At 62.6% G+C, this 26262-nt stretch carries 28 protein-coding genes; 14 read left to right on the forward strand and 14 right to left on the reverse strand.

Features of this window, described 5'->3' with window-relative positions; genetic code table 11:
• Nucleotides 1-257: 257 nt before the first annotated feature.
• Nucleotides 258-1682: a dihydrolipoyl dehydrogenase gene (locus tag CKO25_RS12800; RefSeq protein ID WP_200388330.1), complete on the reverse strand. Its 1425-nt coding sequence runs from the start codon at nt 1680-1682 to the stop codon at nt 258-260.
• A 447-nt stretch (nt 1683-2129) separates the two neighbouring features.
• Here CKO25_RS12800 and CKO25_RS12805 point away from each other — a divergent pair, with 447 nt between their 5' ends.
• Nucleotides 2130-2939 (forward strand): proteasome-type protease, encoded by an 810-nt coding sequence (locus CKO25_RS12805; RefSeq protein WP_200388331.1) that lies wholly within the window; start codon nt 2130-2132, stop codon nt 2937-2939.
• Nucleotides 2940-3134: 195 nt separating this feature from the next.
• Here CKO25_RS12805 and CKO25_RS12810 read toward each other — a convergent pair whose 3' ends face one another.
• From CKO25_RS12810 to nifB, 9 genes are all read right to left on the reverse strand, one after another.
• Complete coding sequence (locus CKO25_RS12810) at nt 3135-4040, reverse strand: LOG family protein (protein ID WP_200388332.1); 906 nt, start codon at nt 4038-4040, stop codon at nt 3135-3137.
• A gap of 261 nt (nt 4041-4301) precedes the next feature.
• Nucleotides 4302-5339: a type IV pilus twitching motility protein PilT gene (locus tag CKO25_RS12815; RefSeq protein WP_200388333.1), complete on the reverse strand. Its 1038-nt coding sequence runs from the start codon at nt 5337-5339 to the stop codon at nt 4302-4304.
• A gap of 253 nt (nt 5340-5592) precedes the next feature.
• Complete coding sequence (gene draG / locus CKO25_RS12820; RefSeq protein WP_200388334.1) at nt 5593-6552, reverse strand: ADP-ribosyl-[dinitrogen reductase] hydrolase; 960 nt, start codon at nt 6550-6552, stop codon at nt 5593-5595.
• Entirely contained in the window at nt 6527-7111 is a 585-nt protein-coding gene (locus tag CKO25_RS12825; protein WP_200388335.1) for a nitrogen fixation protein NifQ, read from the reverse strand. Before CKO25_RS12825 ends, draG begins: the two co-directional genes overlap by 26 nt.
• Nucleotides 7112-7115: 4 nt before the next feature.
• Complete coding sequence (locus tag CKO25_RS12830; protein WP_200388336.1) at nt 7116-7463, reverse strand: 2Fe-2S iron-sulfur cluster-binding protein; 348 nt, start codon at nt 7461-7463, stop codon at nt 7116-7118.
• Nucleotides 7464-7583: 120 nt separating this feature from the next.
• Nucleotides 7584-7868 (reverse strand): 2Fe-2S iron-sulfur cluster-binding protein, encoded by a 285-nt coding sequence (locus CKO25_RS12835; protein ID WP_200388337.1) that lies wholly within the window; start codon nt 7866-7868, stop codon nt 7584-7586.
• Nucleotides 7869-7967: 99 nt separating this feature from the next.
• Nucleotides 7968-9338, reverse strand: a complete 1371-nt coding sequence (locus CKO25_RS12840) for an FprA family A-type flavoprotein (RefSeq protein WP_200388338.1) — start codon at nt 9336-9338, stop codon at nt 7968-7970.
• A gap of 2 nt (nt 9339-9340) precedes the next feature.
• Entirely contained in the window at nt 9341-9619 is a 279-nt protein-coding gene (locus CKO25_RS12845) for a 4Fe-4S dicluster domain-containing protein (protein WP_200388339.1), read from the reverse strand.
• A gap of 19 nt (nt 9620-9638) precedes the next feature.
• A complete protein-coding gene (nifB, locus tag CKO25_RS12850) occupies nt 9639-11192 on the reverse strand; it encodes a nitrogenase cofactor biosynthesis protein NifB (protein WP_200388340.1) in 1554 nt (517 codons plus the stop codon).
• 577 nt (nt 11193-11769) lie between these two features.
• On the opposite strand from nifB, the gene CKO25_RS12855 reads away from it, so the two are divergent.
• From CKO25_RS12855 to ureG, 5 genes are all read left to right on the forward strand, one after another.
• On the forward strand, nt 11770-12366 hold the full coding sequence (locus tag CKO25_RS12855) for a GNAT family N-acetyltransferase (RefSeq protein ID WP_200388341.1): 597 nt from the start codon (nt 11770-11772) through the stop codon (nt 12364-12366).
• 16 nt (nt 12367-12382) lie between these two features.
• Nucleotides 12383-13636, forward strand: a complete 1254-nt coding sequence (locus CKO25_RS12860) for a phosphatase PAP2 family protein (RefSeq protein WP_338115127.1) — start codon at nt 12383-12385, stop codon at nt 13634-13636.
• Nucleotides 13637-13862: 226 nt separating this feature from the next.
• Nucleotides 13863-14339 carry an urease accessory protein UreE gene (ureE, locus tag CKO25_RS12865; protein ID WP_200388343.1) on the forward strand — a complete coding sequence of 159 codons (477 nt, stop codon included), beginning with the start codon at nt 13863-13865 and terminating at the stop codon, nt 14337-14339.
• Nucleotides 14323-15009: an urease accessory protein UreF gene (locus CKO25_RS12870; protein ID WP_200388344.1), complete on the forward strand. Its 687-nt coding sequence runs from the start codon at nt 14323-14325 to the stop codon at nt 15007-15009. Before ureE ends, CKO25_RS12870 begins: the two co-directional genes overlap by 17 nt.
• Before the next feature lie 8 nt (nt 15010-15017).
• Nucleotides 15018-15632, forward strand: coding sequence for an urease accessory protein UreG (gene ureG / locus CKO25_RS12875; RefSeq protein ID WP_200388345.1), 615 nt, complete (start codon nt 15018-15020; stop codon nt 15630-15632).
• Between the two features lie 139 nt (nt 15633-15771).
• Here the strand turns inward: ureG and moaE are convergent, their stop codons facing one another.
• Complete coding sequence (gene moaE / locus CKO25_RS12880) at nt 15772-16248, reverse strand: molybdopterin synthase catalytic subunit MoaE (RefSeq protein ID WP_200388346.1); 477 nt, start codon at nt 16246-16248, stop codon at nt 15772-15774.
• Between the two features lie 171 nt (nt 16249-16419).
• Between moaE and CKO25_RS12885 the strand changes: the two genes are divergently transcribed.
• The gene (locus CKO25_RS12885; RefSeq protein ID WP_200388347.1) at nt 16420-16845 is read left to right on the forward strand and encodes a hypothetical protein; all 426 of its coding nucleotides are present in this window, start codon (nt 16420-16422) and stop codon (nt 16843-16845) included.
• Between the two features lie 324 nt (nt 16846-17169).
• The gene (locus CKO25_RS12890; RefSeq protein ID WP_200388348.1) at nt 17170-17418 is read left to right on the forward strand and encodes a hypothetical protein; all 249 of its coding nucleotides are present in this window, start codon (nt 17170-17172) and stop codon (nt 17416-17418) included.
• Here the strand turns inward: CKO25_RS12890 and CKO25_RS12895 are convergent, their stop codons facing one another.
• Genes CKO25_RS12895 through glgB form a run of 3 tightly spaced genes read right to left on the reverse strand, consistent with a single transcriptional unit; the run spans nt 17419 to nt 20807 of the window.
• Nucleotides 17419-17991: an NnrU family protein gene (locus CKO25_RS12895; protein ID WP_200388349.1), complete on the reverse strand. Its 573-nt coding sequence runs from the start codon at nt 17989-17991 to the stop codon at nt 17419-17421.
• A 45-nt stretch (nt 17992-18036) separates the two neighbouring features.
• Nucleotides 18037-18495: a YaiI/YqxD family protein gene (locus CKO25_RS12900; protein ID WP_200388350.1), complete on the reverse strand. Its 459-nt coding sequence runs from the start codon at nt 18493-18495 to the stop codon at nt 18037-18039.
• Nucleotides 18496-18509: 14 nt separating this feature from the next.
• Entirely contained in the window at nt 18510-20807 is a 2298-nt protein-coding gene (gene glgB, locus CKO25_RS12905) for a 1,4-alpha-glucan branching protein GlgB (RefSeq protein WP_200388351.1), read from the reverse strand.
• Between the two features lie 278 nt (nt 20808-21085).
• On the opposite strand from glgB, the gene glgC reads away from it, so the two are divergent.
• The 6 genes from glgC to CKO25_RS12935 all read left to right on the forward strand — a co-directional run bounded on the left by glgC (nt 21086) and on the right by CKO25_RS12935 (nt 25991).
• Nucleotides 21086-22357: a glucose-1-phosphate adenylyltransferase gene (glgC, locus tag CKO25_RS12910; RefSeq protein WP_200388352.1), complete on the forward strand. Its 1272-nt coding sequence runs from the start codon at nt 21086-21088 to the stop codon at nt 22355-22357.
• A 54-nt stretch (nt 22358-22411) separates the two neighbouring features.
• Nucleotides 22412-22612: a sulfur carrier protein ThiS gene (gene thiS / locus CKO25_RS12915; protein WP_200388353.1), complete on the forward strand. Its 201-nt coding sequence runs from the start codon at nt 22412-22414 to the stop codon at nt 22610-22612.
• A gap of 157 nt (nt 22613-22769) precedes the next feature.
• Complete coding sequence (locus CKO25_RS12920) at nt 22770-23567, forward strand: thiazole synthase (protein ID WP_200388354.1); 798 nt, start codon at nt 22770-22772, stop codon at nt 23565-23567.
• A 126-nt stretch (nt 23568-23693) separates the two neighbouring features.
• The gene (gene trmB / locus CKO25_RS12925) at nt 23694-24398 is read left to right on the forward strand and encodes a tRNA (guanosine(46)-N7)-methyltransferase TrmB (protein ID WP_200388355.1); all 705 of its coding nucleotides are present in this window, start codon (nt 23694-23696) and stop codon (nt 24396-24398) included.
• Nucleotides 24399-24408: 10 nt separating this feature from the next.
• Nucleotides 24409-25185: an ATP-binding cassette domain-containing protein gene (locus CKO25_RS12930; protein ID WP_200388356.1), complete on the forward strand. Its 777-nt coding sequence runs from the start codon at nt 24409-24411 to the stop codon at nt 25183-25185.
• The gene (locus tag CKO25_RS12935; protein ID WP_200388357.1) at nt 25182-25991 is read left to right on the forward strand and encodes an ABC transporter permease; all 810 of its coding nucleotides are present in this window, start codon (nt 25182-25184) and stop codon (nt 25989-25991) included. Before CKO25_RS12930 ends, CKO25_RS12935 begins: the two co-directional genes overlap by 4 nt.
• The last annotated feature ends 271 nt before the right edge of the window (nt 25992-26262 follow it).

Below are 26262 nucleotides of genomic sequence, written 5' to 3' on the forward strand. Positions count from 1 at the left end.
CCTTAACCAGACCAACAGCGTCGCCAATGAGGGTATGGTTGCGCACAACGCACTTGATCTGCAGTCACAAGATCTTGTCGATCCAATGACGATGGGCTGCTAGAGAGCCGCTCGTTGTACAGGTCTCAGTGTGTCGCGCGAGTGAGGTGGTCTAATCTGCTGGAGTACGCGGTCGCCTCGTGGAAAGTCGCGCCAAGTTCGACACCTGTTCGCGTGGGTCACGCGTACCCAAGCCCCCCTTGGCGCTCGGTCCCATCTCAGTCGCTCAGCGGTTCGAGTTCGGTGATGCCGCCACTGTTCTTCACGTCGACCTTGGCATAGAGGTCGTAGAGCGCGGCTTGCAGTGCCTCTTCGATCACCGGATGGTAAAAGGGCATGCGCAAGAGCTGGCCCACGGTCAGACCTTGTTCGATGACCCAACAGAGGAGATGGGCGAGGTTCTCCCCGCGTGGGCCGATCAGCTCGCTGCCGAGGATCCGACCCGTTGTCTTGTCCGCGTAGACACGAATGATCCCTTTATTCTGGCCCATGATGAGCGCGCGCCCCACCGGGGCGAACTGGATCTGGCCGACCGCGCTCGTCGCGGGATCGAGGTCCGTCCAGCGGGCCCCTACGGCACAGATGTTGGGGTCACAGAAATTGATGAAGAGTGGCGTCTTGCGCCGAAAGCGCGACGGATCAACGCCATCGGCGTAGTGCGCGGCATTGAAGCCGGCGATTTTCCCCTCGGCTCCAGCCTCGTGCAGGATCGGCCGATCGCCGGTGACATCGCCCGCGATGAAGACCGGCAGGGAGCCGACCTGCATGCTGTGCGGATCGAATGCGGGGATGCCGCGCGGCCCCAAGGGCACACCGAGAGCCTGCAGACCGAGGCCCTCGACATTTGGCACGCGCCCAATGCTACAGAGAACCTTCTCAACCAGCAGACTCTTCGCGCCGGCAGTGACGCGCAACTGCTCGCCCTCCTCACTGATCTCGGCGGCGGCTCCGAGATGGAGCGGAAACTCCTTGCCCAACAGCGCGATCGCGACCGCATTGACCTCGGGATCGCGAATGCCCGCGATCTGCTCGACTTGATCAAAGCCCGTCATCTCGACCCCCATCCGTGCAAGACTTTGTCCCACCTCAAGGCCGATGGTCCCCAGTCCGATCACCGCCATGGTCGACGGGAGATCCGTGAGCTCGAAGAGCTCATCGGTGGTGATGAGACGCTCGCCGAAGACCCGCCAGGGCGCGGGCACCAGCGGTCGCGACCCGGTCGCAATGACCACCGCCTTGGCGCGAATGCGCTGACCGGCAACCTCGATCAAGGTCGGTTCGATAAAGCGCGCATAGTCCTGGATGAAGAGGTCGGGCGGCATATCGTCGGTGCTGCTCCCTAGCACCCGGTCCACGAACGTATCACGTAGATCCTGAACATGCTCCAGCGCCTCGGGCACATTCAGCGTCATGCCTTCGTGTCCGTCGATCCCGAATTTCCCCAAATGCGTGCGCCGATGATAGTCCTCGGCGATCTGGATCATCGCCTTCGATGGCATGCAACCCACGCGCGCACAGGTCGTTCCGGGTTCACCCCCATTGATCAGGACAAAGCTCTTCCCCGCCCGGCGCACCTGCCCCATGGCATTCAATCCCGCGGTCCCCGAACCAATGATGGCCACGTCGACGGCGCGCTCTGGCATAGGATGTCTCCGATTGAAGTGAGTGGATAAGCGAATCTCGTGACCCGCCAGACCAAGCTGACACGACAGGCAACTTTTGCCCGACACCGCGGTTGCCCTAACAGGAGACGCGAAGCACATGGCCGTTGGTTGTCTGCGCGCACGACGCCAGTGGCCAGGGCGGACAACAGATATCAGGCCGCTTGCACGATGAGGCCATGCTCCGATCGCATGATCATGACCGTTGTGTATCCTGCCCTGCTGGGCTCACAATGTCGACCCAGACGCCGCTTTCATCCGATCTTGGTCCTTGATCGACCGGCGTTCCGACAAGAGCGTCATGAGGCCACCACCGAGCCCTTGATGCGCGTGCGACGCGTGCATGCAGGCAAGATCCCAGGCGCTCCCCATCGATCGACTGATTGGCCCGACGAACCACCCGGACCGATCCCAACGAGGTGCTCACCCATGACCTATTGCGTCGGACTCTGCCTCGATCAGGGGCTCGTGATGGCCTCCGACTCACGCACCAATGCGGGCGTTGACTACATCTCGTCCTACAGCAAACTCCATCTCTTCCAACCCGCCCCGGATCGGATGTTCATCCTGCTCGCGGCCGGGAACCTCGCGACCACCCAAGAGGTGCTCAATCGGATCCGACGCGACCTCGATCAGGCCGCGCATCCCGATCCCACGCTCATTGCGCCCGCGACCACCTTGGCCAACGTTGCCTATCTGTTCGAGGCCGCCAACTATATCGGCCAGATCAATTTGGCGGTGCAGAACGAGCATGGCCCTGCCTTGCGCGCGGTTGGGGCGAGCGTTGAGGCGAGTTTCATCCTGGGTGGACAGATCGCCGGCCAGCCCCATGGACTCTTTCTCATCTATCCGCAGGGGAATCACATCGCGGCCACCCCGGAAACACCCTATCTCCAGATCGGTGAGAGCAAATATGGCAAACCCATCCTCGACCACATCGTGACACCGTCACTCTCACTCAATGATGGGGCCCGCGCCTGCCTGGTCTCGTTGGTTGGCACCACGCGGTCGAACCTCAGCGTTGGCCCACCCTTCGAGGTGGCGATCTGCCCCACCGATGCCCTCGCCCCCTTGCAGCGGCTGCGGCTGGAGGAGCACTCACCCGAACTGGACACCATGGCGCGATATTGGAACGAGAGCCTGCGCCAGGCCTTCTTCCAACTCCCGCACTTTCCCTGGGAGCAATCGGATCGCACGGCTGGAGAACCCGGCGAGGAGCTCCAGCAAATGCAGGGGTGATCCCAGATAAATCATCGACAGGGACGTCACCGAACACTACCGGGGACTCTGCTGTGTCCGCGCATGAGGATGGCACAAGCCTGAGTCAGGCCGTGTGCGGCGCACTGACTGGAGTCGAGCACATCGAACGAGAGCACTCTCAACGCGCAGGGCATCACCCTGATCATATCCTTTCAGGGTAAACGCATCACGACCTCAGCAGCCGGGGGCTTGTTGTTCATAGTATGCGCAGATCCGCTCCCAAGCCTCCGCCGCGGTCTCCACGTAGACGAACAGCTCCAGATCGCTGCGACTGATGACTCCTTCCTCGACCATGGCCTCGAAATCGACGACCCGCTCCCAGAAGGTGCGCCCGAACAGCATGACCGGCATCGGGCGGATCTTTTTCGTCTGAATCAGACACAGGGTTTCGAAGAGCTCATCAAAGGTCCCAAAACCGCCGGGGAAGACGACCAGTGCTTTCGCACGCATCAGAAAATGCATCTTGCGCAAGGCGAAATAGTGGAACTGGAACGAGAGTTCTGGGGTGATAAAGGCATTCGGGGCCTGCTCGTGCGGCAGGGTGATACTCAGGCCGATCGAGAGGGCATCCACATCAGCGGCCCCACGGTTCGCCGCCTCCATGATCCCAGGCCCCCCGCCGGTGACGATCACAAAGCAACGCGAGTGTTCGTTTTGTTCCTGTGCTGACACCAGTCGGGCGAAACGTCGCGCCTCTTCATAGTAGCGCGCGCGCTCGTGAGCGCGTTGACAGCGCAAGACGGCCGCCTCGCACGCGGGGTCGCCCGGATGACTGGCTCGGGCCGCCTGCGCCGCGGCCAATTGCGTCGCGGCGCTGTCGGGATCTGGAATCCGCGCGCTGCCAAACACCACGATCGTTGACTCGATCCGTTGATCCTGCAACTCCAATTCCGGCTTCAAGAGTTCGAGTTGCAGCCGGACCGGACGCGCCTCGTCGCGCAGGAGGAAGTCGACATCCGTATAGGCGAGTCGATAGGCGGCGGATTGCGTCTGTGGGGTCAAGCGGATGTCGGCCGCACGCTCGGCGTCCTCGCGTGCCGACGGGAGCGCAGCGTGATTCTGTTCGGGTGATTGTTTCATGAATGTGATCTGGGAGCCCTGCCCGTTGCGTCAGGATGGGTCGATGCAGGCCTTACTGGCCCGACGGTCCGCTCCCACTCCTCCGTCAGTTCGATGATGTGGACAGGAAACGCGCAACACGGCATGGCGACAGCGGACCCATGAATCCGATCGGCACGGGTCGCGCGTGGTGGATGGTCTGGGCGAAACCAGTCGGGACGGCGAGCGCTCAGGGAACAGCTCCGGCAGTTCCAGCCCCGCGCCGAAGAGGCCAAGCGACCATCACATGAAGCCGTCCTTGTTTTGCGCCTTGCCCTTGGCGTCACTCTTGGAGATCAATCCCTGTTTGACCAGATCCTTCAGGTTTTGGTCGAGAGTCTGCATCCCGCTGGCCTGGCCCGTCTGGATCGCCGAGTACATCTGCGCCACCTTCGCCTCGCGGATCAGGTTCCGAATCGCGGGGGTTCCAATCATGATCTCATGCGCGGCGACGCGCCCGCCCCCGATGCGTTTCAGCAGGGTCTGCGCGATGACCGCGCGCAACGACTCCGAGAGCATGGAGCGCACCATCTCCTTTTCGGCTGCTGGAAAGACGTCGATGATGCGGTCGATGGTCTTCGCCGCGGAGGTGGTGTGCAACGTCCCAAAGACGAGGTGACCGGTCTCGGATGCGGTCAGGGCCAGCCGGATGGTTTCGAGATCGCGCATCTCGCCGACCAGGATGATATCCGGGTCCTGACGCAAGGCCGACCGCAGGGCCTCACTGAAGCCCAGCGTGTCACGATGCACCTCACGCTGATTGATCAGACATTTCTTACTGGTGTGTACAAACTCGATCGGGTCCTCGATCGTGAGGATATGGGCGTATTCGGTCTCATTGAGGAAATCGATCATCGCGGCCAGGGTCGTGGACTTACCCGACCCCGTCGGGCCGGTCACCAGGATGAGGCCGCGCGGCACACTCACGATCTCCTTGAAGCTCTCCGGCGCGCTCAATTCCTCCAGCGACAAGACCTTCGAGGGGATGGTCCGGAACACCGCGCCCGCCCCACGCTTCTGGTTGAAAGCGTTGACACGAAAGCGCGCCAGGCCCGGAATCTCGAACGAGAAATCGGTCTCGAGGAACTCCTCGTAGTCCTTGCGCTGCTTGTCATTCATGATGTCGTAGACCAGCGAGTGCACGGATCGATGTTCGAGCGGTGGAACATTGATTCGACGCATGTCGCCGTCGACGCGAATCATGGGTGGCAAACCAGCGGATAGATGCAGGTCGGACGCGTTATTCTTGACACTGAAGGCGAGTAATTCGGCGATATCCAAGGGTCCATCTCCGGCGCGGTCGCGCTTGACGAGATCGCTGCCGCTGTCGCTCAGCGGTCTCTGAGATGCACGCCCGGCCTGCTCGACGGTGCACCGTCGCGGCCTGCGCGCACGCGATCGTCTCCTAGGATAGCCCGAAGCTGGCGATTGGTCTCGATTCGATCGGCATCACCCCCGTCTCATGGCATGGTGACGCCCCTGAACATGACCGGCGATCACCGGGCCGACGCAGCCCGGATCACTCTAACTGCACTCATCCCCGCGAGCGTTGTCGGCAGGCCTGGCCGCGCGGCGAGGCACTGACCAACGCGATGGCCTGCTCCTCGCAGGCTTCGACCGTCGCCTTTTCAAGTGGCCCAAGCAAACGTCGTGGAATGGCATCACGCCCGTAGAGTGCGCCGACGATCATTCCCAGAATGGCACCCGTGGTGTCGGCATCACCACCTCGATTGACGACATCAATGAGCGCACTGTCGAAATCATTGGTCGCGAAGAGTGCTTGCAACACGGCACGCAAGGTGTCGACCAGATAGCCGCTTGGATTCTCCATGCGGCCGCGATCGAAACGATACAGGGGTTGATCCTGCGCGAGCGCATCGGCGAGACGTCTGAGCTCGCGTTTCGGTGCGCCCATGAGGGCCGCTTGCACCAGGCGGATCACGGTCAGGGTCCCGGCATCGGCCAGCGGATTGTGATGCGTGACGTGGGACTGGATGCGATTGGCGGCGGCAACACGCTCCACTTCGGCACCGAGCGTAAAGAGTGCGATCGGCAGGCAGCGCATGCAGGCGCCATTGCCCGCGTCATGCTCACTCTCGGGCATCTCGCAACGACCGGTCAGGCGATACTGACTGATCCCGCGGCGGACGGTGTGACCGATGTCGATTGGCTTTCCCCGCATCCACCCGCTGAACGCCTCGGCGATGGCACAGGCCTCCACCGCGCCGACGGCAAGGATGCTGCGACCGAGCGCGAGACTCATCTCGGTATCGTCGGTCACCTTCCCCTTGCGCAGATTGAGCCAACCGCCGCCAATCAGGTTGCGATGCTGGCCGTAGCGCTCACGGATCTCGTTCGGTGTCATGAACTCAACGGTGGCACCGAGCGCATCGCCGACGGCCAGACCAAGATAGGCCCCAACCGCGCGATCACACAGATCCTTCGAGGTCGCGGGGATGTTGATAAACTCAGGACTCAGGTCCAAAACAAGCATAATAGTCGGTGCAAACCTCGCACGACGGCGCTCTGCAGGTGTAGATACCTTCCGCCTCGCAAAGCTGTTTATAGAGAAATCGCTTCCATTTCATATCATGCACGTTGCGCACGGCAAGCGATGGGAAATTGCGCCGCATGAGCGCGGTCAGTTCGCCACGGTCCCAGAGGCCGAGGTCCTGCCACAAATGATTGTTCGCCAGGCAACCGGTTGCAACCACATGCGCCATCCAAACTTCGGACGGGGAATCACCCGCCTTGTGCATGAGCAGCAATCGCAACAGGTCATTCCACTCGTCGACGCGCTCATCCGCGATCCGCGTACCACCCACCCAGTCGAACAGACCATGCGCCGTCGTCCCTGGAAAGTGGTGCTCCAGGAGACAACGAAACGCCGCGGGGTCCAATCCGAGCCAAGGCGGCAATGCGCCGCCGCCAACGGCGGCGGTCGCGATCATACTCGCAAAGGCTTGGTCATTGCCGACCCCGGCAGCCCGCGCCATAAGACGGGCAGAGATCCGGGCGGCATCCTGCTCAGGATCGAGGGCCAAGGCCGACATGGTGTCAATACTCCACGAGAATGTCTTCGTCCCGCACGATCATCTGACAGGCGAGACGCCACTCACTGGGCATGTCATCAACACTGATCTGCTCGATGTCCTCCTTGCTGAGTTTTCCAAGATCCGTCAGGACCGTGCGCTCCTTATCGGTGAGATGTCCGCTCATGCGACCCTTGCGGGCCACGCTGGTCACCCGCACCAAGCAGTTTCCGCATTCCCCATCCTGGCAGTCATGATGCAAGGGAATCTTGTATTCCTTGGCGAGTTTGAGAATGGTCTCGGTATGACTCCCAGCGACGGCATAGATCGTCTTGTCCTTGTAGTCGGGGTTTGAAAAGGTCACGAGTGGCATCTGAACGCTCTCTTCGAATGGGTTGCGGCACGGACACCGCTGTTCTCCCAAGCCCGCTCGGGCCAGGGTCTGATCAGGACATCGGATTCGTACCCGCATGTCCGCGGTCACACGGCCGTATCAGGCCGGTTTCACTTTGCAGTCACCGAGGATCTGCGCCTGACAGGCGAGGCGATCGTGACGGCTCGCCATGTTTTCGCGCAGCACCTTTTCTTCCAGGACGGACGGCTCGGTGAGATTGTTCCAACCCTCCTCCACATGCATCATGCAGGTGCCACAGTCGCCCTCGCGACAGCCGTAGATGATGCCGGCGCCGATGCGTTCGGAGACCTCGATCACGCGTGTTCCAGCCGGAACGTTCACGGTTTGATCGATATCGGTGAAGGTGATCTTGGCTTTCGCCATAGTGTCTGACTCCTTAGGTCGTCATGGTTGTGAATTGGTGAAATCAACAGCGCGATGGGACGCGCACCCGTCGCTGAGTCATGAGCCGCCCGCAACGGATCATTGCAAGTCGGCAAAGTCGATGACGGAGCCGGCCCCGGCGCCATTCAGCGCGTTGGCAAGTGCCCGACCGAAGGCCCGACACTCGACAAGTTCAGCCTCGTTCGGAATGAGCTTCTGGCGCAGACCCGGGACGGGCACGCGTAACTTCAATCCCCGCAATCGCTCCTCGATCAGCCGCACCGCTTCCCCAGACCAGCCGTAGGATCCAAATGCCGCCGCGAGTTTGCCGTTGAGGTCGATCAGCGAAAGTGACGCGAGCAGATCCCAGATCGCCTTGGCGGCATCGCCATTGATGGTGGGCGACCCGATCACCAGCACATCGGCGCATTCGATGAGGTCAACGGCATCCCGCGGATCCCCGCAGCCCAACTCATGGAGCACGACCGAGATGCCGGATCCCTCCTCGAGACCATCGCGAATCGCCGCGGCCATGCGCGCGGTCCCACCATGCGCACTCGCGTAGAGGATCACGAGCCCCGGCTGATCGGGGTCGAGGGGTGGGATTGGCCGCGTCGTCGCCAATTCTCGGTAACGCTGAACGTAAACCTGTGGACGTTCGCGCAGGATGGGGCCGTGGGTGGGCGCGATGAGCGCGATCGGCAGGGGCTCGATCAACTCGAGCGCCGCCCGGACATGACGCTTGAACGGGCGCATGATGTGGGCGAAATAGTCATCGAAGGCGCAGTGGAACTCCCCACAGACGTCGTCGAAGAGTCGTTCGTCACAGTGGTGGGATCCGAAGATGTCTCCCGAGAAGAGCACTCCCGCCTCGGCCAGCCAAGTGCACTGGGTATCCGGCCAGTGCAAGAAGGGCGTATGCAGACATTGCAGTGTCTGGCCTCCAAGGTCGATCGTATCACCTGTGTCGAGGGTTCTGATGGCGGGCACGCGATCGCCGGAGACCTTCAACAGAGCGTTCAGCAGCGCTGGGGCACGCTTGGAGATGCAAAGCTCGGCCTGTGGCGCGCGTCGCATGAGTTCGGGCAAGGCGCCGGTATGGTCGGGTTCGAGATGGTTGAGTACGATGACCCGGATCTCCTCGTAGCGCGCGACCGTTTCCAAACGCCTGAAGAAATCGTCGGCGAACTCAGCCTTCACGGTGTCGATCACAGCAACGCCCGACTCGCCACGGACCACGAAGCTGTTGTAGGTCGTCCCGCTGCCCGTATTCAGGATCAGATCGAAACAGCGCAGCCCGGGATCAAGCGCGCCGACCCAGTGCACCCCCGGAGCGACCGCCACCGCGCCGCAAGGCTCTTCCGCGACACGCCGTGGTGGCGGTTCATCGACCCCCAGGGCAGACCGCGACGGCGCGGCATGCGCGCCCGCGACCGAGGCGGCGGGACGACTCGTGGGGACCCGGTGCATGATCAACGCGCCTGGATCGCGGTGCGGATCACGTCCCAACGGTCCGGCGGAACACCGGTGAGCGATCCAGGTGGATTCAGCGGGACACCCAAGCCATCGAGGATGACACCCTCGACCGGACAGATGCTCGCGCATTGGGGGTCGGCAAAGTCGCCCGCACACTCACTGCAGTGTTCCGCGTCGATCAGAAAATGCGGCCGTGCGTCCTGAATCGCACCGCTCGGACAGAGCGGCAAACAGGCCCAGCAGTTCACGCAACCTTCGATGATCTGTAATGCCATGGCTGGTTTTCCTCTCAGATCAAGCCGTCATGAGGACCGGCGTGGTCACCGGGGAGAGCCCGTGTCCCGCCGCGACCATCTCGCGATAGACTGCGGTGATGGCCGCTTCGATCGGGGCCATCGCATACTCACCGTTCGGCCTGATCCCGGCTGCCTCCAGGTGTCCCCAGGGCTCATACCCGATGCGTGAACAGAGCACGACCTCGCAACCCGCAAGCATCTCGATGGTCTGCTGCAGAGCGCGCGTGGTGTCGTCGCGGGAGGTGCTGCCCCCCTGCTCGTGAACGACCCTGCGCTCACCGATGAAACGGATTCCGGATGCACTGGCCTCGTAGAGCGCAAACGTCCGGGCCTGGGCGAAATGCTGGTCGACATGCTGCCCGTCCGTGGTCGCGACCGCCATGAGGACAGGGCGGGTGGCGGGCTGAGTGGGTCGGCGACGCGTTAGGGATGCCAGCGAGACATAGGCTTCACTGGTCCGCGGGCGTGGCGACGGAACCTGGGTTGCGCATGGGGTCTGGTTCTTGGTGGCGCGTTGCGCCTCGATCGAGGCGTGCACCTCAGCACGCCGCACCATGGCAGCGGCATAGTCGATCTCTTGACCGGCGATCTTCTCGAGGGTGAATTCCGCGCCACGGTCCTCGCCAAGCATGCCTACCGCGTCGGCACGACACTGCCGGCAGTGACGCATCATCCTCATGTCCCCGGCGCAGGCTTCCTGCAACGCGCCGAGTTCACCCGCCGTGGGCCCGCGCTGCCCCATGAGACCATAGAAGGTCCCGTGTTCCGGTTCGGCGATCAAGGGCATGACGTTATGAAGGAAGGCCCCCTTTGCCTTGACGACCCGACTGACCTCCTTGAGGTGCTCATCGTTGACTCCCGGAATCAACACCGAATTCACCTTAACGAGGACCCCGCGCGCGACCAACATCTCCAGACCCTTTTGTTGCTGCGCGATCAAGATCTCAGCGGCCTTGCGACCGGTCACCCGACGGTTCTTCCAGAAGATCCATGGGTAGATCTGCGCGCCCACGTCCGGGTCGACACAATTGATGGTGATGGTCACATGCTCGATGTTATGCAAACAGAGCTCATCGACCAATTCCGGCAACGCCAATCCATTGGTGGACACACAAAGCTTGATGTCCGGGGCCTTCTCGGTGAGCTGTCGAAAGGTCTCAAGGGTGCGCTGTGGGTTCGCCAGAGGATCACCAGGACCAGCGATCCCAAGCACAGTCATCTGGGGGATGGCCGCCGCAACGGCGAGAACCTTCGAGACGGCCTGATCGGGAGTCAAGAGTTCCGAGACCACCCCGGGGCGTGACTCGTTGGAACAGTCGTATTTCCGATTGCAGTAGTGACACTGAATGTTGCAAGCAGGCGCGACGGCCACATGCATGCGTGCATAGTGATGATGCGCGTCCTCGGAGAAACAGGGGTGATTGTCGATCTTGGCCCGGATTGCCGCGGGCAATTCGGAACCTGCCAGGCCACTGCCGCCGCCACAGCCGCTCGCTGCACGGGTGTCGTGGCAGCTCGCCCCCACACCATTCACGGATAACTTCGACTCCATCTGGCAGCCTCCAGAACAGGGGGCTTCGGCCCCGAAAACCAATTCTGGAGGCAATTAAGCAAGCAGCGGGCCAAGCCAATCCAATACGTCAAGACCATGAACAATCTTGCTTTTTTCCAGCGGCATCAACCCGGCTGTCGGGATCATGACAGTGCAGCATCACGCCCCTTGTCGGAATCCTGATCCGAACGATCCGGTGTCCGACACTGTTGGCGGGTTGGGTGCGTATTTTGGACGGGGCTCTGCATCCATTGCCGTCTCTGGAGACAGGCGAATCACGCATGATGAGGTGCTGCGGTCCTGGTAGGATCGCGCATCGATCACTGCTGTCGAGATCCCCGCTGATCCGGGCCGCGGACGCGTGTTCGCGATCACCCGACCGGGTCTGCTCTCGCACACTGAAGGGGGCTTGCGTGGCCGCCGTCGAGTCACCATCGGCTCAGGGCGAGACCGGCATCAGCCGTTCCATGGCTGGATGCGTCAGCCGCCTATGGTGTCATGTTTCGAACAAGATCGGGCTGTCACATCAGGATTCGTTCGGATTCTGTTCAACGTCTCGCCAGAAAAAGAGGTTTTTATGTCCGAACTGCTGATCACGGCTCACACCGGCGGCCTGCTTCAGGAGGAGCTCGCCGAGCTGGCTGCACTGCGCATCCAGGTCTTCCGCGAATACCCATATCTTTATGACGGTGACGCCGAATACGAGGCAAGCTATCTTGAAACCTACGCCAAGGCAGCGGACGCCGTCATCGTGACCGCGCGCGATGGTAACCGCGTGGTCGGCGCCGCGACCGGACTGCCACTCGCGAGCGCAACACCCCATGTCGTCGCGCCCTTCCAAGCGCGCGGCGATTCGCTCGATCATCTCTTCTACTATGGTGAATCCGTGTTACTCGCACCCTACCGTGGCCGTGGCATCGGACGCCGTTTCCTCGAAGCACGCGAGCGGCATGCGCGGTCTCTGGAACGCTTCGATCAGGTCTGCTTTTGTGCCGTCGAGCGACCACTCGATCATCCCCGCCGTCCGGCGAACCATCGCACACTCGAGGGACTCTGGGCGAAACAGGGCTTCGTGAAACAACCACAGTTGCGAACGACTTTCAGTTGGCGCGATCTCGACGAGGACGTCGAGACACCCAAACCCATGGTCTTCTGGGTCAAGTCACTCGCCTAACCGGATGCGCGCCACCGTGACCACTCAAATCCGGCCGCAACGGAGGTGGCCCAGCCCCGGGCGTGTCCTGCTCATCCTGGCCCTGCTTGGGACCCTACCCTTTTGGCTGTTCGACCTCGATATACAGGTCGCCTCCCTGTTCTATCGACCCGGGTTGGACGACCCCTGGCCCACCGCTCAGGCGCCGCTGTGGTCGTTTCTCTACTCAGCCGCGCCCCTGCTGGCTGGGCTCTTGCTACTCGGTGGTCTCCTCGCCGTTGGCGCTGGACTGCTCTGGCCCGCCCGGCGGCACTGGCGGTGGCCAGCCGTGCTCGTCATCGCAACAACCTTGCTTGGGCCCGGCCTGATCGTCAACGGTCTATTCAAGGACCATTGGGGACGGCCGCGTCCGCATCAGATCGAAGCCTTCGGAGGATCCCGCGACTATCGACCGCCGCTCGTGCTCACCCAGGCCGATCAGGGCGCCGGGAAATCCTTTCCTTGTGGCCACAGCTCCGTCGGCTTCGTACTCGGCGTCTTCTTCTTCCTCTGGCGACAGCGGCGACCAACACTCGCCTGGGGTGCGCTCGCGGGATCACTCCTGCTCGGAACCCTCTTCGGCATCGGACGCATGGCGGCGGGTGATCATTTCCTATCGGATGTGATCTGGTCGGCGGTCTTCACCTATGGCACGGGCTGGCTCTTGCATGATGTCATCCTGAAGATTCCACGGCGTGACGGCGCGCGTTACACCGAGGATGCCTGGGCCCACGCGGCACGCAACCACCCAGTGCTCGCCGTCATCACGTATCAGGCCATCGCGCTCGCAATGGTTGTGGGCCTGCTGCTTGCTACCCCGCTGAAGACGATTCAGACGACCCAGATTGGGTCAGATCAGACCGAGCCGACCGCGCGGGTCTTGCGCATCATCGCCGATCAGGCCGATGTCATCCTCTTTGCGGGGGGCGACGACCTGACACCCGCGCGCGTGCGACTCGAAGGACGTGGTTTTGGACTCCCATGGAGCCGGATCCGGCAGGGCCTCTCGCACCAGGACGAGATGCTGACCTACCAGGTTCACCATGAAGGCCTCTTCACCGAGAAGGACACCCGCATCGCCATCGGCCTCTTCACGAGCTGGACGCGCGTCGAGATCGACATCGTCCGGGGGAGTATTCGCATCCATGAAGAGACTGGTCCCCTCCCACGGATCGAGGTGCGCATTGGACCGGGCACGCAGCCGAATCCGCCATCAAGCGTGCACCGTCTCGCCGAGCACACAACCGATTGAGCCACTCCCGCTCGCGCGCCCATCAAGCCGGAGCGCGCCGCCCCACCGTCCGGGACGTGCCAGGGTGCGGGCTCGTCTTCCAGCATGGTGGGGCGCAGATTGGCCGGTCTCGGGCTTGCGGGCGACCCGGACTTGACGCATCCTCAACGGTGGCGTTCCGAAACAGGCTGATCATTGCCCCGGAGCAAGCCTGATCATCGTTTCGACCACTCAATGGATCGCAGCCGTGTCGCACATCGAACCACTCATTCGCTTCACCCGCGCGACTCGCGCGAGCATCCCGGCGGATGTCACCCTGACTCTCACCCTGGAACAACGCACGCGCTGTCGTCTTCGCGTCCTGCTCGACGACGGTCGCGAGGCGGGTCTCTTCCTGCCGCGCGGCAGCGTCCTGCGCCACGGCGACGAGTTGATCGCGGAGGACGGCCTGGTCGCACGCATCATCGCCGCACCCGAGCCGCTCTCACGGATCACAACGACTGATGCGAAGCTCCTCGCACGAGCCGCCTATCATCTCGGCAACCGGCACGTCCCCCTGCAGATCGAGCCGGGCTGCCTGAGCTATCGCCACGATCAAGTCCTCGACGACTTGCTGCGTGGACTCGGTCTCACGGTCACCCTCATCGACGCGCCGTTCGAGCCAGAAGCCGGCGCCTACTCCGGCCATGCCATGGACCACGCGGCGCATGAGCATGGTGGATGAAGATAGCGCGGCACTGCTCCGCCTCTTGCACCTCGCGAGCCCGTCACTTCCCGTGGGAGGATTCACCTATTCGCAGGGCATCGAATGGGCGGTTGAGGCGACCTGGATCCGCGCGGCCGACGATCTCGAGGATTGGATCACCGATCAATTGCAGGAGACCCTGGCCCATTTTGATCTGCCATTGCTCCTGCGGATGCAGGCCGCGATCCTGGTAGACGACATGGTGGGTCTGACGCACTGGATCGATTGGCTCCTAGCGGGACGCGACAGCGCCGAATTGCGCCGCGAAGAATCCCTACGCGGACGAGCGCTTGCGGATCTCTTGGTCGCTTGGGAGTTGCCCGATGCCGACCGGGCGCGCGCGCACCTGGCACGGTGCCAAGTCGCGGGGTTCGCCTTCGCCGCGGCGCGCTGGGAGATCACCCCGCGTGCCGCGGCGGCCGGATACGCCTGGTCCTGGCTCGAAAATCTGGTCCTGGCAGGCGTGAAACTGCTCCCGCTTGGACAAACTCAGGGCCAGCAGGTCCTCGTGCGACTGGCGCAGCGGATTCCCGCGGTGCTCGACACGGCAGCCGCTTTACCAGACCACTCGATCGGCGCCTCGACACCCGCGCTCGCCATCGCGAGTGCGGCCCATGAATCCCAGTACACCCGTTTATTCCGCTCTTGAGGAGACTGATGGTGGATGCGACCCCCTTGCGACTTGGCGTCGGCGGCCCGGTCGGATCAGGCAAGACCGCATTGTTGGACGCACTCTGCAAACGATTGCGTGATCGCTACCAACTCGCGGTCGTCACCAACGACATCTATACCCGTGAAGATGCCGAATTCCTGATCCGCTCCGCCGCCCTGCCGGCCGAGCGCATCCTCGGCGTCGAAACGGGGGGGTGTCCGCACACCGCGATTCGCGAGGACGCCTCGATGAATTTGGCCGCGATCGGGGATCTTCAGGAACGCTTCCCGGACTTGGACCTGATCTTCATCGAAAGTGGCGGAGATAATCTCGCGGCAACCTTCAGCCCGGAATTGGCCGATCTGACCATTTATGTGATCGATGTCGCCGAGGGCGAGAAGATCCCACGCAAAGGCGGCCCGGGGATCACCCGCTCCGACCTATTGGTGATCAACAAGATCGATCTCGCCCCTCATGTTGGGGCCTCGCTCGAGGTGATGGAGCGCGATGCCAAACGCATGCGCGGCGAGCGCCCTTTCGTCTTCACCAATCTGCGTACCGGCGAGGGGCTCGACGTGGTCATCGACTTCATCGAACATCACGGCATGCTGCACACCTGAGTGCGTGACACTCCCCAGCGCCGCCCCGCTCGGGCCGATGACGCAACGCCCCCATGCGAGGCGTCTTCCGGGACCATGCCGCGACATCCGGCGACCAGCCAGGCGCCCAGTGCGCGGGGGCATCCTAGTCGTGTCCGGCTCAAGGGTCCGTGTTCCAGCGCTGGGCAGCTTGCTCATCCGTCTCCCGGGCCTCAACCCAACGTTCGCCGGAGAGGGTGCGTTCTTTCTTCCAGAAGGGCGCACGCGTCTTGAGATAGTCGATCAAGAACTCGCACGCGCGAAAGGCGTCGCCGCGATGCCGAGCGCTCACCCCCACGAAGACGATCGGATCCTGAGGCGCGAGTTCGCCGACACGATGCAGGAGACTGATCCCCTCGAGTGACCAACGGCTCGCCGCCTCGCGCGCGATGCTCATGAGCGCCTGCTCGGTCATCCCGGGATAATGCTCCAAGCACATCGCACTTACCCGCTGGCCTGCGTTGATATCACGCATCAAACCGATAAAGGTCACGACCGCCCCCACGTGTGAGTAGCCACGCCACAGGATCTCTTGCTCGTGGGCGGTGTCAAATGGTTCGGATTGGACCCGGATACGAGGGAGCAGGTTGGGCTGCATGGTCAAGGCTTCCAACATTGTGATTGGGTGATGGGCTCTGCACCCACGCCATCCGGGCACCATCGGTCCCCATCGATGCATCCGGGCAAGGCCCACAGTCGGAGTGGCCGCGACGGACACCGCAGGTGGGTTGGAGTCCGAAACTGACGACTGATGAAATTGGAGCTAGTCATGAATTGGAAAGAGCAACTCGATAAAGCCGTGGCCGCCGTGCGAGACGCGGCCTCCAGTGAAAAGGCCCGGGAGATTGCCAGCAAGGCCAAGTCAGCCGCGACCGCGCTGGTGGAGAAGGCCAGAACCGGCGCGGTCGACGCCGCCGATGCCTTCGTCGAGGCCAACCGCGATCCCTCGGCACTCTCCGTGCGTTATCTGAACGCCGACCTCCGAGTCGTCTCGCCGGCGGAGGGGATCTCCGTCACGCGCCCAGACGCCGCAACCCTTGTGGTGGACGATGGTTCTGGCAACGGCTTGGTCATCAATGCCGGGGCAGAACCCGCCGAGGTCACGGAAACGATCGGAACGGTCATCAAGGTCAGTGACAATACCTACGATCTCGGCGCCGAGGACGGCGTCAATGTCGTTGTGATGAAATCCTAAGCCGTCTCGCCGCCGCGGGAACCTGGTGTGCCCGCGGCGGGTCCCGCTCGCCGCATCAGCATGCGTCTTGTGACATCTGGGTTGTGGCATCCGCGGGTCCTCGCGAGCGGGACCAAGGATGTCCCGGACCGATCGGATCGACCCTTCCAGACGTCCCCGCTGGGCCTCGTCCGAGCGGGGCTCTAGCGACGAGTTCCTGCTCCTCGGCACACGCCGTCACGATACTGGACCGACCATGCGATGCCAGCACCCGATCCCCAGCACGACGGCTCCTGATCCATGGCGCAGCCCTCGTCATGGGCGCCCCTTACATGACCCCGACGCATGAGCACGCGGCTCAGAATCTTGCTGACCTGGCCTCGCCGTGCCTTGGATTGGCTCTGTCAGGGACGACCGGACTATGAAGCCTTCAAGCACCGCCGATCCAGCCCCAGTCATCGCGCCCGACGGACGCGTGCGCTCTATGTCTGGGCGGGCGCCTCACTCCTGATGCTCATCTGCCCCAGCCCAGGCTGCCTCCTCACCGCCGGTCTGATCGCAACCTTCGTGAGCTTCACGCTCCTCGATGGTTGATCACCCGATGGGTGGGACCCCCATGAGAACGCGATGCAGCCAGAACATGAACAGCAGGTAGAGGAAGAGTCCGCCAATGATCGCGATGGCGTCGTTGATGGGACTCGCCGGCGCGCCCGGAACAGTGGGTCCGGAGCGTCGTTTCAGCGAGATCCGATCAGCCACCGCCCAGGCCAGAAAGGATCCAAAGAGTACGACATCCGCCAGCGTTCCATTCGCCAGCAAATGCGCCGTTGCCCACAGCTTCACCGCTAGGAGCATGGGATGCTTCGCCGCGGACTGAATCCGCCCCGGTAGATAGGTCGCCAGCAAGAGCGTGAACACGGGCAGCATCAATAGAAGATTGAGGTGACGTAACCAGGCCGGCGGATCATAGAGCAGGATCGGCGTCGCACGGGCCAGTCCGTAGCCGTAAACGATCAGGGCGAAGCCCAGCAGTGACACGAGTCCATAGATGGCCTTCCAGGGCCACTCTCCAAAACGGGCCACAAGATCGTCACGCAACGACACCTTGACGATCGAGATCGAGTGCATCCCGAGAAACAGGATCAGGCCGAGAATGAGTACCAGCATTCGGCGGTTCCTCCAAGAAAGATTCGAGACACGCGGAGCATCCGCTCAGGACGCCGTCACCTTCGCCCGGGCGAGGAGTCCGTCGAGGGCATTGGCGAAGGCTTGTCGTTCACGTTGTCCGTAGGGCGGTGGGCCGCCGGTGTCGATTCCGCTCCCGCGCAGTGTATCGAGAAAATCGCGCATCGTGAGACGTTCGCGGATCGTCTCGCGCGTGAAGCGCTCGCCACGGGGGCTCAACACTTCCGCCCCCAACTCGAGCGCTTCGGACGCCAGTGGGATGTCCGCCGTGATCACCAGGTCACCGGGCTGCAATCGCTCAAGGATCATCTGGTCCGCGCGATCGAACCCAGCCGCGACCTGGATGGTGCGGATCAGCGGCGAGGGCGGCGTCTGCAGCGGACGATTCGCGACCAAGGTGACCCGCACGCCAGCGCGCTGGGACGCGCGAAACAGGATGTCCTTCACCACGTTGGGACAGGCATCCGCATCGACCCAGATGTCCATGTCGCGTATCGTTTTCAAGCTGCCGTCGTCCTGCTCAAGGGCGTCTGGTCCGTGGCGGCCAGAAGCGCCTCCTCAACCTCGACGCCATCTTCCTCAAGATCCTCCGTCGTCGCCTCGCGCGCGGGCTCGCGCACCAGGACGAGGCCCGCAAGCGGTGGAACCGCGAGCCGAATCGAGTAGGGACGGCCCATCCAACTCACCGGTTCCGCTTCGACCCCACCCTGATTGCCCACATTGCTCCCGCCGTAGAGCGCGGCATCCGAGTTCAGCGCCTCGCGATAGAAACCGGGCTCCGGGACGCCGATCCGATAACTCGTGCGGGGCACGGGCGTGAAGTTGAAAACGGCGGCCACGATCTGCTCACCGCTCTGGTCCTTGCGCAGATAGCTGAGGATGGATTGCGAACTGTCGTGACAATCGATCCACTCGAAGCCGTCCGGTTTGAAGTCGATCTCATGCAGTGCCGGCTGCTCGCGGTAGAGCCGATTGAGGTCAGCGACGATCCGCCGCACCCCCTCGTGCTGAGGCCGCTCGAGCAGATCCCAGTCCATCTGTGCATCGAAATCCCATTCCGTCCCGTGCGCGAATTCGCAGCCCTGGAACAACAGCTTCTTGCCCGGGTAACTGAACATGAAGGTGTAGAGCAGGCGGAGACTCGCGAACTTTTGCCAGGCATCACCCGGCATCTTGTCGAGCATCGACTGCTTGCCATGCACCACTTCGTCATGTGAGAAGGGCAACACGAAATTTTCGGTGAACGCGTAGAGCAGACCGAATGTCAGGAGGTCGTGATGGTAGTGACGATAGATCGGATCCTTCTGCATGTATGAGAGGGTGTCGTGCATCCAGCCCATATTCCATTTCATGCTAAACCCGAGACCGCCCAGATAGGTTGGTCGCGAGACGGCGGGCCAGGCGGTCGATTCCTCGGCAATCATCAAGCTGCCAGGGTGCTGCTCGTGGGTCACCATATTGAGCTGGCGAATGAAATCAACGGCTTCGAGGTTCTCGTTGCCACCGTATTTGTTCGGAATCCATTCCCCCGCGTTGCGCGAGTAATCGAGATAGAGCATGGAGGCCACGGCGTCGACACGGAGTCCGTCGAGGTGGAACTCGTCGAGCCAGTAGAGCGCGCTCGACAGCAGGAAGTTCTTCACCTCATTGCGTCCGAAGTTGAAGATCAGGGTGCCCCAATCCTTGTGCTCACCCTTGCGCGGATCCTCATGTTCGTAGAGCGCGGTGCCGTCGAAGCGCGCCAACGCATAGGCATCTTTCGGGAAGTGCGCCGGCACCCAGTCGAGGAGGATGCCGATCCCGCGTTCGTGAAGATAGTTGACGAAGAAGCGGAAATCATCGGGCGAGCCGAAGCGCGCGGACGGCGCAAAGTAGCCGGTGCACTGATAGCCCCAGGAGGCGTCGAGCGGGTGTTCGGTGATCGGCAAGAGTTCGATATGAGTGAAACCCAGTTCCAGGACATAATCGGCAAGCCGCTTGGCCAAATCACGATAGTTGAGGAAGTGGCCCTCCTCGCTGCGTTGCCACGAGCCCAAATGCACCTCGTAGACCGAAAAGGGGGCGTGTTGCCAATCCGCTTCCGCGCGCGCCGCCATCCACGCCTGGTCCGTCCAGTCGAAGCGACTCTCGGAGCAGATGAGGCCCGCTGTGAGCGGGCGCTCTTGGAAGGCCTTGGCGTATGGGTCGATCTTGATGTGAATGTGACCACTGCGGTCACGAATCTCGTATTTATAGAAGCCACCCGAACTCAGTGCCGGAATGAAGAGTTCCCAGACCCCGGTGCCACCACGCACGCGCATGGGATGCACACGGCCATCCCAGCGATTGAAATCGCCGACCACGCTCACCCGCTCGGCGCTCGGCGCCCACACCGCAAAGCGGACACCGGCGACCCCATCGACGTCAACGAGGTGCGAACCCAGAAAGCGATAGGCATGCCAGTGCCGCCCCTCGCCGAACAGATGCAAGTCGAAGTCTTGGAGTTGCGGCGGAAAGCAGTAGGGGTCATGATGAACGTGATGTGTTCCCAGCTCATCCACCCAGTCCAGTTCGTAGCGCTCGGGCAATTGCTCGGCGCGCCCCTCCCAGACGAAGAAATCGCTGCCATCGATGCGCACGAAGGGTTCGGCCACATCGACGAGCATGACGGACTCCGCATGCGGCAAGTACACCCGGATCAGTGCTCGCTCACCATCGAGATGCCGGCCGAGGACCTCGAACGGGTCATGGTGTCGGGCTTCGAGGATACGGTGCAAGGATTCCGGAATCTGCGGAGACTGCTGTGTCGCGATTGCCATGCTGGATCTGTCCTTCGCTGTCGGCTCAAGAGGTCGCCTGGTGTCGGCGTTGTCGCTGGAACCCCAACTCGGAGCGGGGCTCCAAGCCGATCGGACCAGTGCACAAGCCTGGTCTCGGGAGGTCGAGGCGGGCGGCCGGGCGAACATGCCGGAGACGATGCGCCTCCAGCCTTCCGCTCGCGCTTGATGGTACCATAGAGGCGATCGCCGACAGGACCCGCGACCAGCCTCAAACTCGCCTTGACTCGGCCGTGCGGCAACCCCGCGCAGGAGGATCCATGTCCCAGAACAACCCCAGATTCGTCAGCCGACTGACTCGCAACACCCTCGCGCTGATCCTGGCGGGCGGGCGCGGGTCGCGTTTGATGCACCTCACGGCGTGGCGCTCGAAACCAGCCGTCCCATTCGGCGGCAAGTTCCGGATCATCGATTTCCCGCTGTCAAACTGCATCAATTCCGGTATCCGCCGCATCGGCGTCCTGACGCAGTACAAGGCACATTCACTCATCCTGCATATTCAGAAGGGCTGGGGATTCCTGCGCGGCGAATTCGGCGAATTCGTCGAACTCTGGCCCGCGCAACAGCGGGTTGCCGAAACCGCGTGGTACGCGGGAACCGCCGACGCCGTGTTCCAAAACCTCGACATCATTCGCGACCACGACCCCGACTACATCCTGGTCCTGGCCGGCGATCACATCTATAAGATGGACTATGGCGCCATGATCGCGCATCACGTCGAATCCTCGGCCGACATGACCGTCGGCTGCCTCGAGATGGAGAGCGAGCGCGCACGTGAATTCGGCGTGATGACGATCAATACACAGGGACGAGTGACCGCATTCACCGAGAAACCACGAGAACCCGAATCCATCCCCGAGACCCCGGGTCGCAGTCTGGTCTCGATGGGCATTTATGTCTTCAACCGTGGTTTTCTGTTCGAGCAACTGATCAAGGATGCTGACACGCCACGCTCCTCGCATGATTTCGGCAAGGACATCATTCCCTCGGTGATCGCCAATTATCGGGTCATGGCCCACCGGTTTCGGGATCCACGCAGCGGCGAACAGGCCTACTGGCGTGACGTCGGCACCCTGGACGCCTTTTGGGAAGCCAACCTTGAACTGATCGGCGTGACACCACCGCTGAGCCTCTATGACAAGAGCTGGCCGATCTGGACCTACCAGGAACAGCTCCCACCCGCGAAGTTCGTCTTCGACGACGAGGATCGTCGCGGCATGGCCGTGGACTCATTGGTCTCTGGCGGCTGCATCATCTCCGGGGCCACCGTTCGCCACTCGCTCCTCTTCTCGAACGTGCGCATCAACTCCTATACCTCCGTGCAAGATTCCGTCATCCTTCCGGATGTCCTGATCGGGCGCAATTGCACCATCCGTAATGCCGTGATCGACCGCTATTGTCAAATCGACGAAGGCACGGTCATCGGACTGGATCAGGATGCCGACCGGCGTGCCGGCTATTTCGTTAGCGAAGGCGGAGTGACACTGGTCACGCCGGAAATGCTCGGCCAGGATGCCAATCATGTGCGCTGACTGACGCGCGGCGCGGCCCTGACCATGAGCGGACAGAGTCCTACTGAATTAACGATGAAGATCCATTTGAATGGAACCCCAACCGACGTTGCCGACGCCGTGACCCTGGCCGAGCTGATCCATGCGCTCGATCTCGGAAACCGTCGTCTCGCCATCGAGGTCAACACCGAACTGGTGCCACGCAGTCGTTTCGACCAGCATCGCCTAGCGCCTGACGATCGGGTGGAAATCATCCACGCCGTCGGCGGCGGCTGACCCCGGCGGACACGGCCGCGTCACCACGCGGCCCGACCGTCTCGGCAACCGGCGCCACCAGGCGACCGATCCCCCGGACGCGAGACTCGATCGGAAGGGTTCGCGCCCTGAGCGAAGCCGCGCGTTCATCCGACCCGCCACCAACCGAAGACATGCCATGCCCAACGAGATGCAAACCCCCGACACCTTCTCCATCGCCGGCCGGGACTATCACTCCCGACTCCTCGTCGGTACCGGAAAGTACCGAGACATGGATGAAACCGCGCGCGCCATCGAAGCGAGCGGGGCGCAGATCGTCACCGTCGCCGTGCGTCGCACCAATCTCGGGCAAACACCCGGCGAACCCAACATCCTTGATGTCCTGTCGCCCGATCGTTACACCATCCTCCCCAACACCGCCGGCTGCTACGATGCCGAGTCCGCTGTGCGCACCTGTCGTTTGGCGCGCGAGTTGCTCGATGGCCGCTCACTGGTGAAGCTCGAGGTTCTCGGTGATGAGAAGACGCTCTTTCCCGATGTTCTCGCCACCCTCAAGGCGGCCGAGGAGTTGGTGAAGGACGGCTTCCAGGTCATGGTTTACACCAACGACGACCCGATCGTGGCGCGTCAGCTCGAGGAGATCGGCTGTATCGCCGTCATGCCGCTCGCCGCCCCCATCGGCTCTGGGCTGGGCATCCGCAATCCGCTCAACATTCGTACCATCGTCGAGAATGCGCGCGTTCCGATCCTGGTTGATGCGGGCGTGGGCACCGCCTCGGATGCGGCAGTCGCCATGGAACTGGGATGCGATGGTGTGTTGATGAACACGGCGATCGCCGCCGCGCGCGATCCCGTCTTGATGGCGAGCGCGATGCGTAAGGCCGTCGAGGCTGGGCGCGAGGCCTATCGGGCCGGTCGCATGGCACCGAAACGCTTCGCCTCGGCCTCCTCGCCCATCGAGGGGCTCTTTTTCTGAACCACCGACTGCTTGGAACTTGACGCGACACGCACCGACCTGGAACCGTCAGGGGAACTCGAGACGGCGGTTACGAGCGCTGCACATCCCACCCCCAGCGCGCGGCCTAGACTTGGATCAAACTGCATGAACCCCTTGCCACACCTGCGCACGCGTCGCCCGATACGCAGTTTTGTCCTGCGGCAAGGGCGACTGACCCCGGCTCAAAACCGCGCCTGCCAGCGCCTGTGGCCTCAGTATGGCGTGGACTGGGCGCCCGGCGCGGTGCTCGATCTGGCGAGTCTCTTCGGCAATGCGCACCCAGTCGTGCTGGAGATCGGATTCGGCAATGGCGAATCGCTCGCGACCATGGCCGCTCAGGATCCTGAACGGAATTGGCTTGGGATCGAGGTCCACGGGCCCGGTGTGGGTCATCTGCTGCTCGAACTCGAACGGCGCGAACTGAGCAATGTGCGGGTGATTCGGCACGATGCGATCGAAGTCTTGTCGCAGGGCATCGCACCCGCGAGCTTGGCCGGCGTTCAACTCTTCTTTCCGGACCCCTGGCCGAAACGCCGGCACCAGAAGCGTCGCATCCTCAACCCTGAATCGATCGAGCTGATCGCGCGGGCGCTGCGTCCTGGCGGTCTCTTCCATGCCGCAACCGATTGGGAACCCTATGCCGAACAGATGCTGGCGCTCTTGAGTCAGTCTTCCGAATTCTTCTCGAATCCTGCTGGCCCGGGCTGCTTTTCCCCACGCCCCCCATCACGACCGCCCACTCGCTTTGAGCAACGCGGCGAGCGTCTCGGCCACCGGGTCAACGACCTGATCTTTCAACGGCGCGCATGAAGACACTGCCGTGGCGGCGCTGAGACTCGATCGCCTGCACTCGCGGTTACTCGAACCACTCGATCTGCTGATCGAGGCCGGTGCCCTACTCTTTTTGAGTGGGGCCTCTGGCTCGGGGAAAAGCCAGTTGCTCCGCGCGATCGCCGATCTCGACCCCCACACCGGCGAGGTCTGGCTCGGCGACACGCCACGTTCACGCATGCCCCCCGCGCTCTGGCGCCGCCGCGTGGGTCTTCTCCCGGCCGAAACCTGCTGGTGGGCTGAGGAGGTCGGCGCGCATCTGCCGCTGATGGAACACGCCAGTCAGCATCCGCTAAGTCTGGGGTCGAACACGCGCGCGTCACCACCGGCGGGCCAACCCATTGGCCGCGTCCTCAAGCACCTCGCCGCCTTCACGCGCCGGAGTCGCCCGCGTCAGAGCGCGACCGGGACGGCACATGAACCGGAACCGGCCAGCGCGACGCCGAGCCAGATCATCGATTGGCTGGCGCGGATCGGCTTCGAGCCGGATGTGCTGGGGTGGTCCATTGCACGTCTCTCGAGCGGCGAGCGCCAACGCTTGGCACTGGTGCGTCTGCTGGCGCAGATGCCCACGGCACTCCTGCTCGATGAGCCCACCGCGAACCTCGATCCCGGCAACGGGGCGCGGGTGGAGTCGCTCGTCACCCACTATCGCCAGCAGCAGCAGGTGGCGATCCTGTGGGTCAGCCATGACCCGCTGCAGCGCGCGCGGCTCGGTGGACGTGCCCTCGCCATTCGCAACGCACGTCTTGAGCCGGTTGCATGACCCTCATCATCCTGAGCCCATTCGATCTCGCTCTTGCCGCCATCCTCGTGTTGCTGCTCGCGGGCGTCTCCTGGCGACTCCATCTCGGGGTCGAGCGCCGCCTCCTGATCGCCGCGGCCCGCAGCACCATTCAACTCGTGCTGGTCGGACTGATCCTCAAGATCCTCTTTGCCCAGACGAGCCTGCCGCTGATTGCGCTGATGGCACTGGTGATGCTTGCGGTCGCCGGATACGAGGTGATGCAGCGTCAAACGCGCCGCTATCGTGGCGTCTGGGGGTACGGCATCGGCACCCTCTCGATGTTTCTCTCGGCTTTCACGGTCACCTTACTGGCCTTGACCGTCATCATCGGGGTCGAGCCCTGGTATCAGCCGCAGTATTTGATTCCCCTCCTCGGCATGCTGCTCGGCAATACCATGAGTGGCATCGCCATCGCTCTCGACAGTCTCACGCGTCAAGCATGGGACGCCCGAGGAGTGATCGAGGCGCGACTGCTCGCGGGACAGACCTGGGATCAAGCCATCACCAGCGTGCGCCGAGACGCCCTGCGTTCCGGCCTGATCCCCATCATCAACGCCATGGCGACCGCCGGACTGGTGAGTCTACCCGGGATGATGACCGGTCAAATCCTGGCCGGCAGCCCACCGATGGAGGCTGCGAAGTACCAACTCCTCATCATGTTTCTGATCGCCTCGGGGACTGGACTCGGCTCCATGGCTGCCGTTTGGATCGGTTCACGACGCCTCTTCGACGAGCGTCAACGACTGCGTCTCGATCGACTCGCCGCCGCCAATCAGTCGGCCTGACGCGGGACTCAACCAGCAGACCCCATGCCGGCTCGCGCGGATCGCGCCAACCTCGAACCACTGCGCCAAGACACCGCGACGCATTGCGCTCGTTCGGGCACAACCAGTGAGTTCAGCCGCATCCGAATCGGATACCAACGAATTCCCGATTGTTTTACTCAATACTATAAATCCATTTCGCAGCATTCTTTCCTGACACAACATCGGCTAACGTGTCGTTATTGTTGCACCGCACAAAACCGCCGCGCACGTCGCGCGACGCCCCTAACCG

This window comes from Thiocapsa imhoffii, assembly GCF_016583985.1.
GTDB classification, from domain to species: Bacteria; Pseudomonadota; Gammaproteobacteria; order Chromatiales; family Chromatiaceae; genus Thiocapsa; species Thiocapsa imhoffii.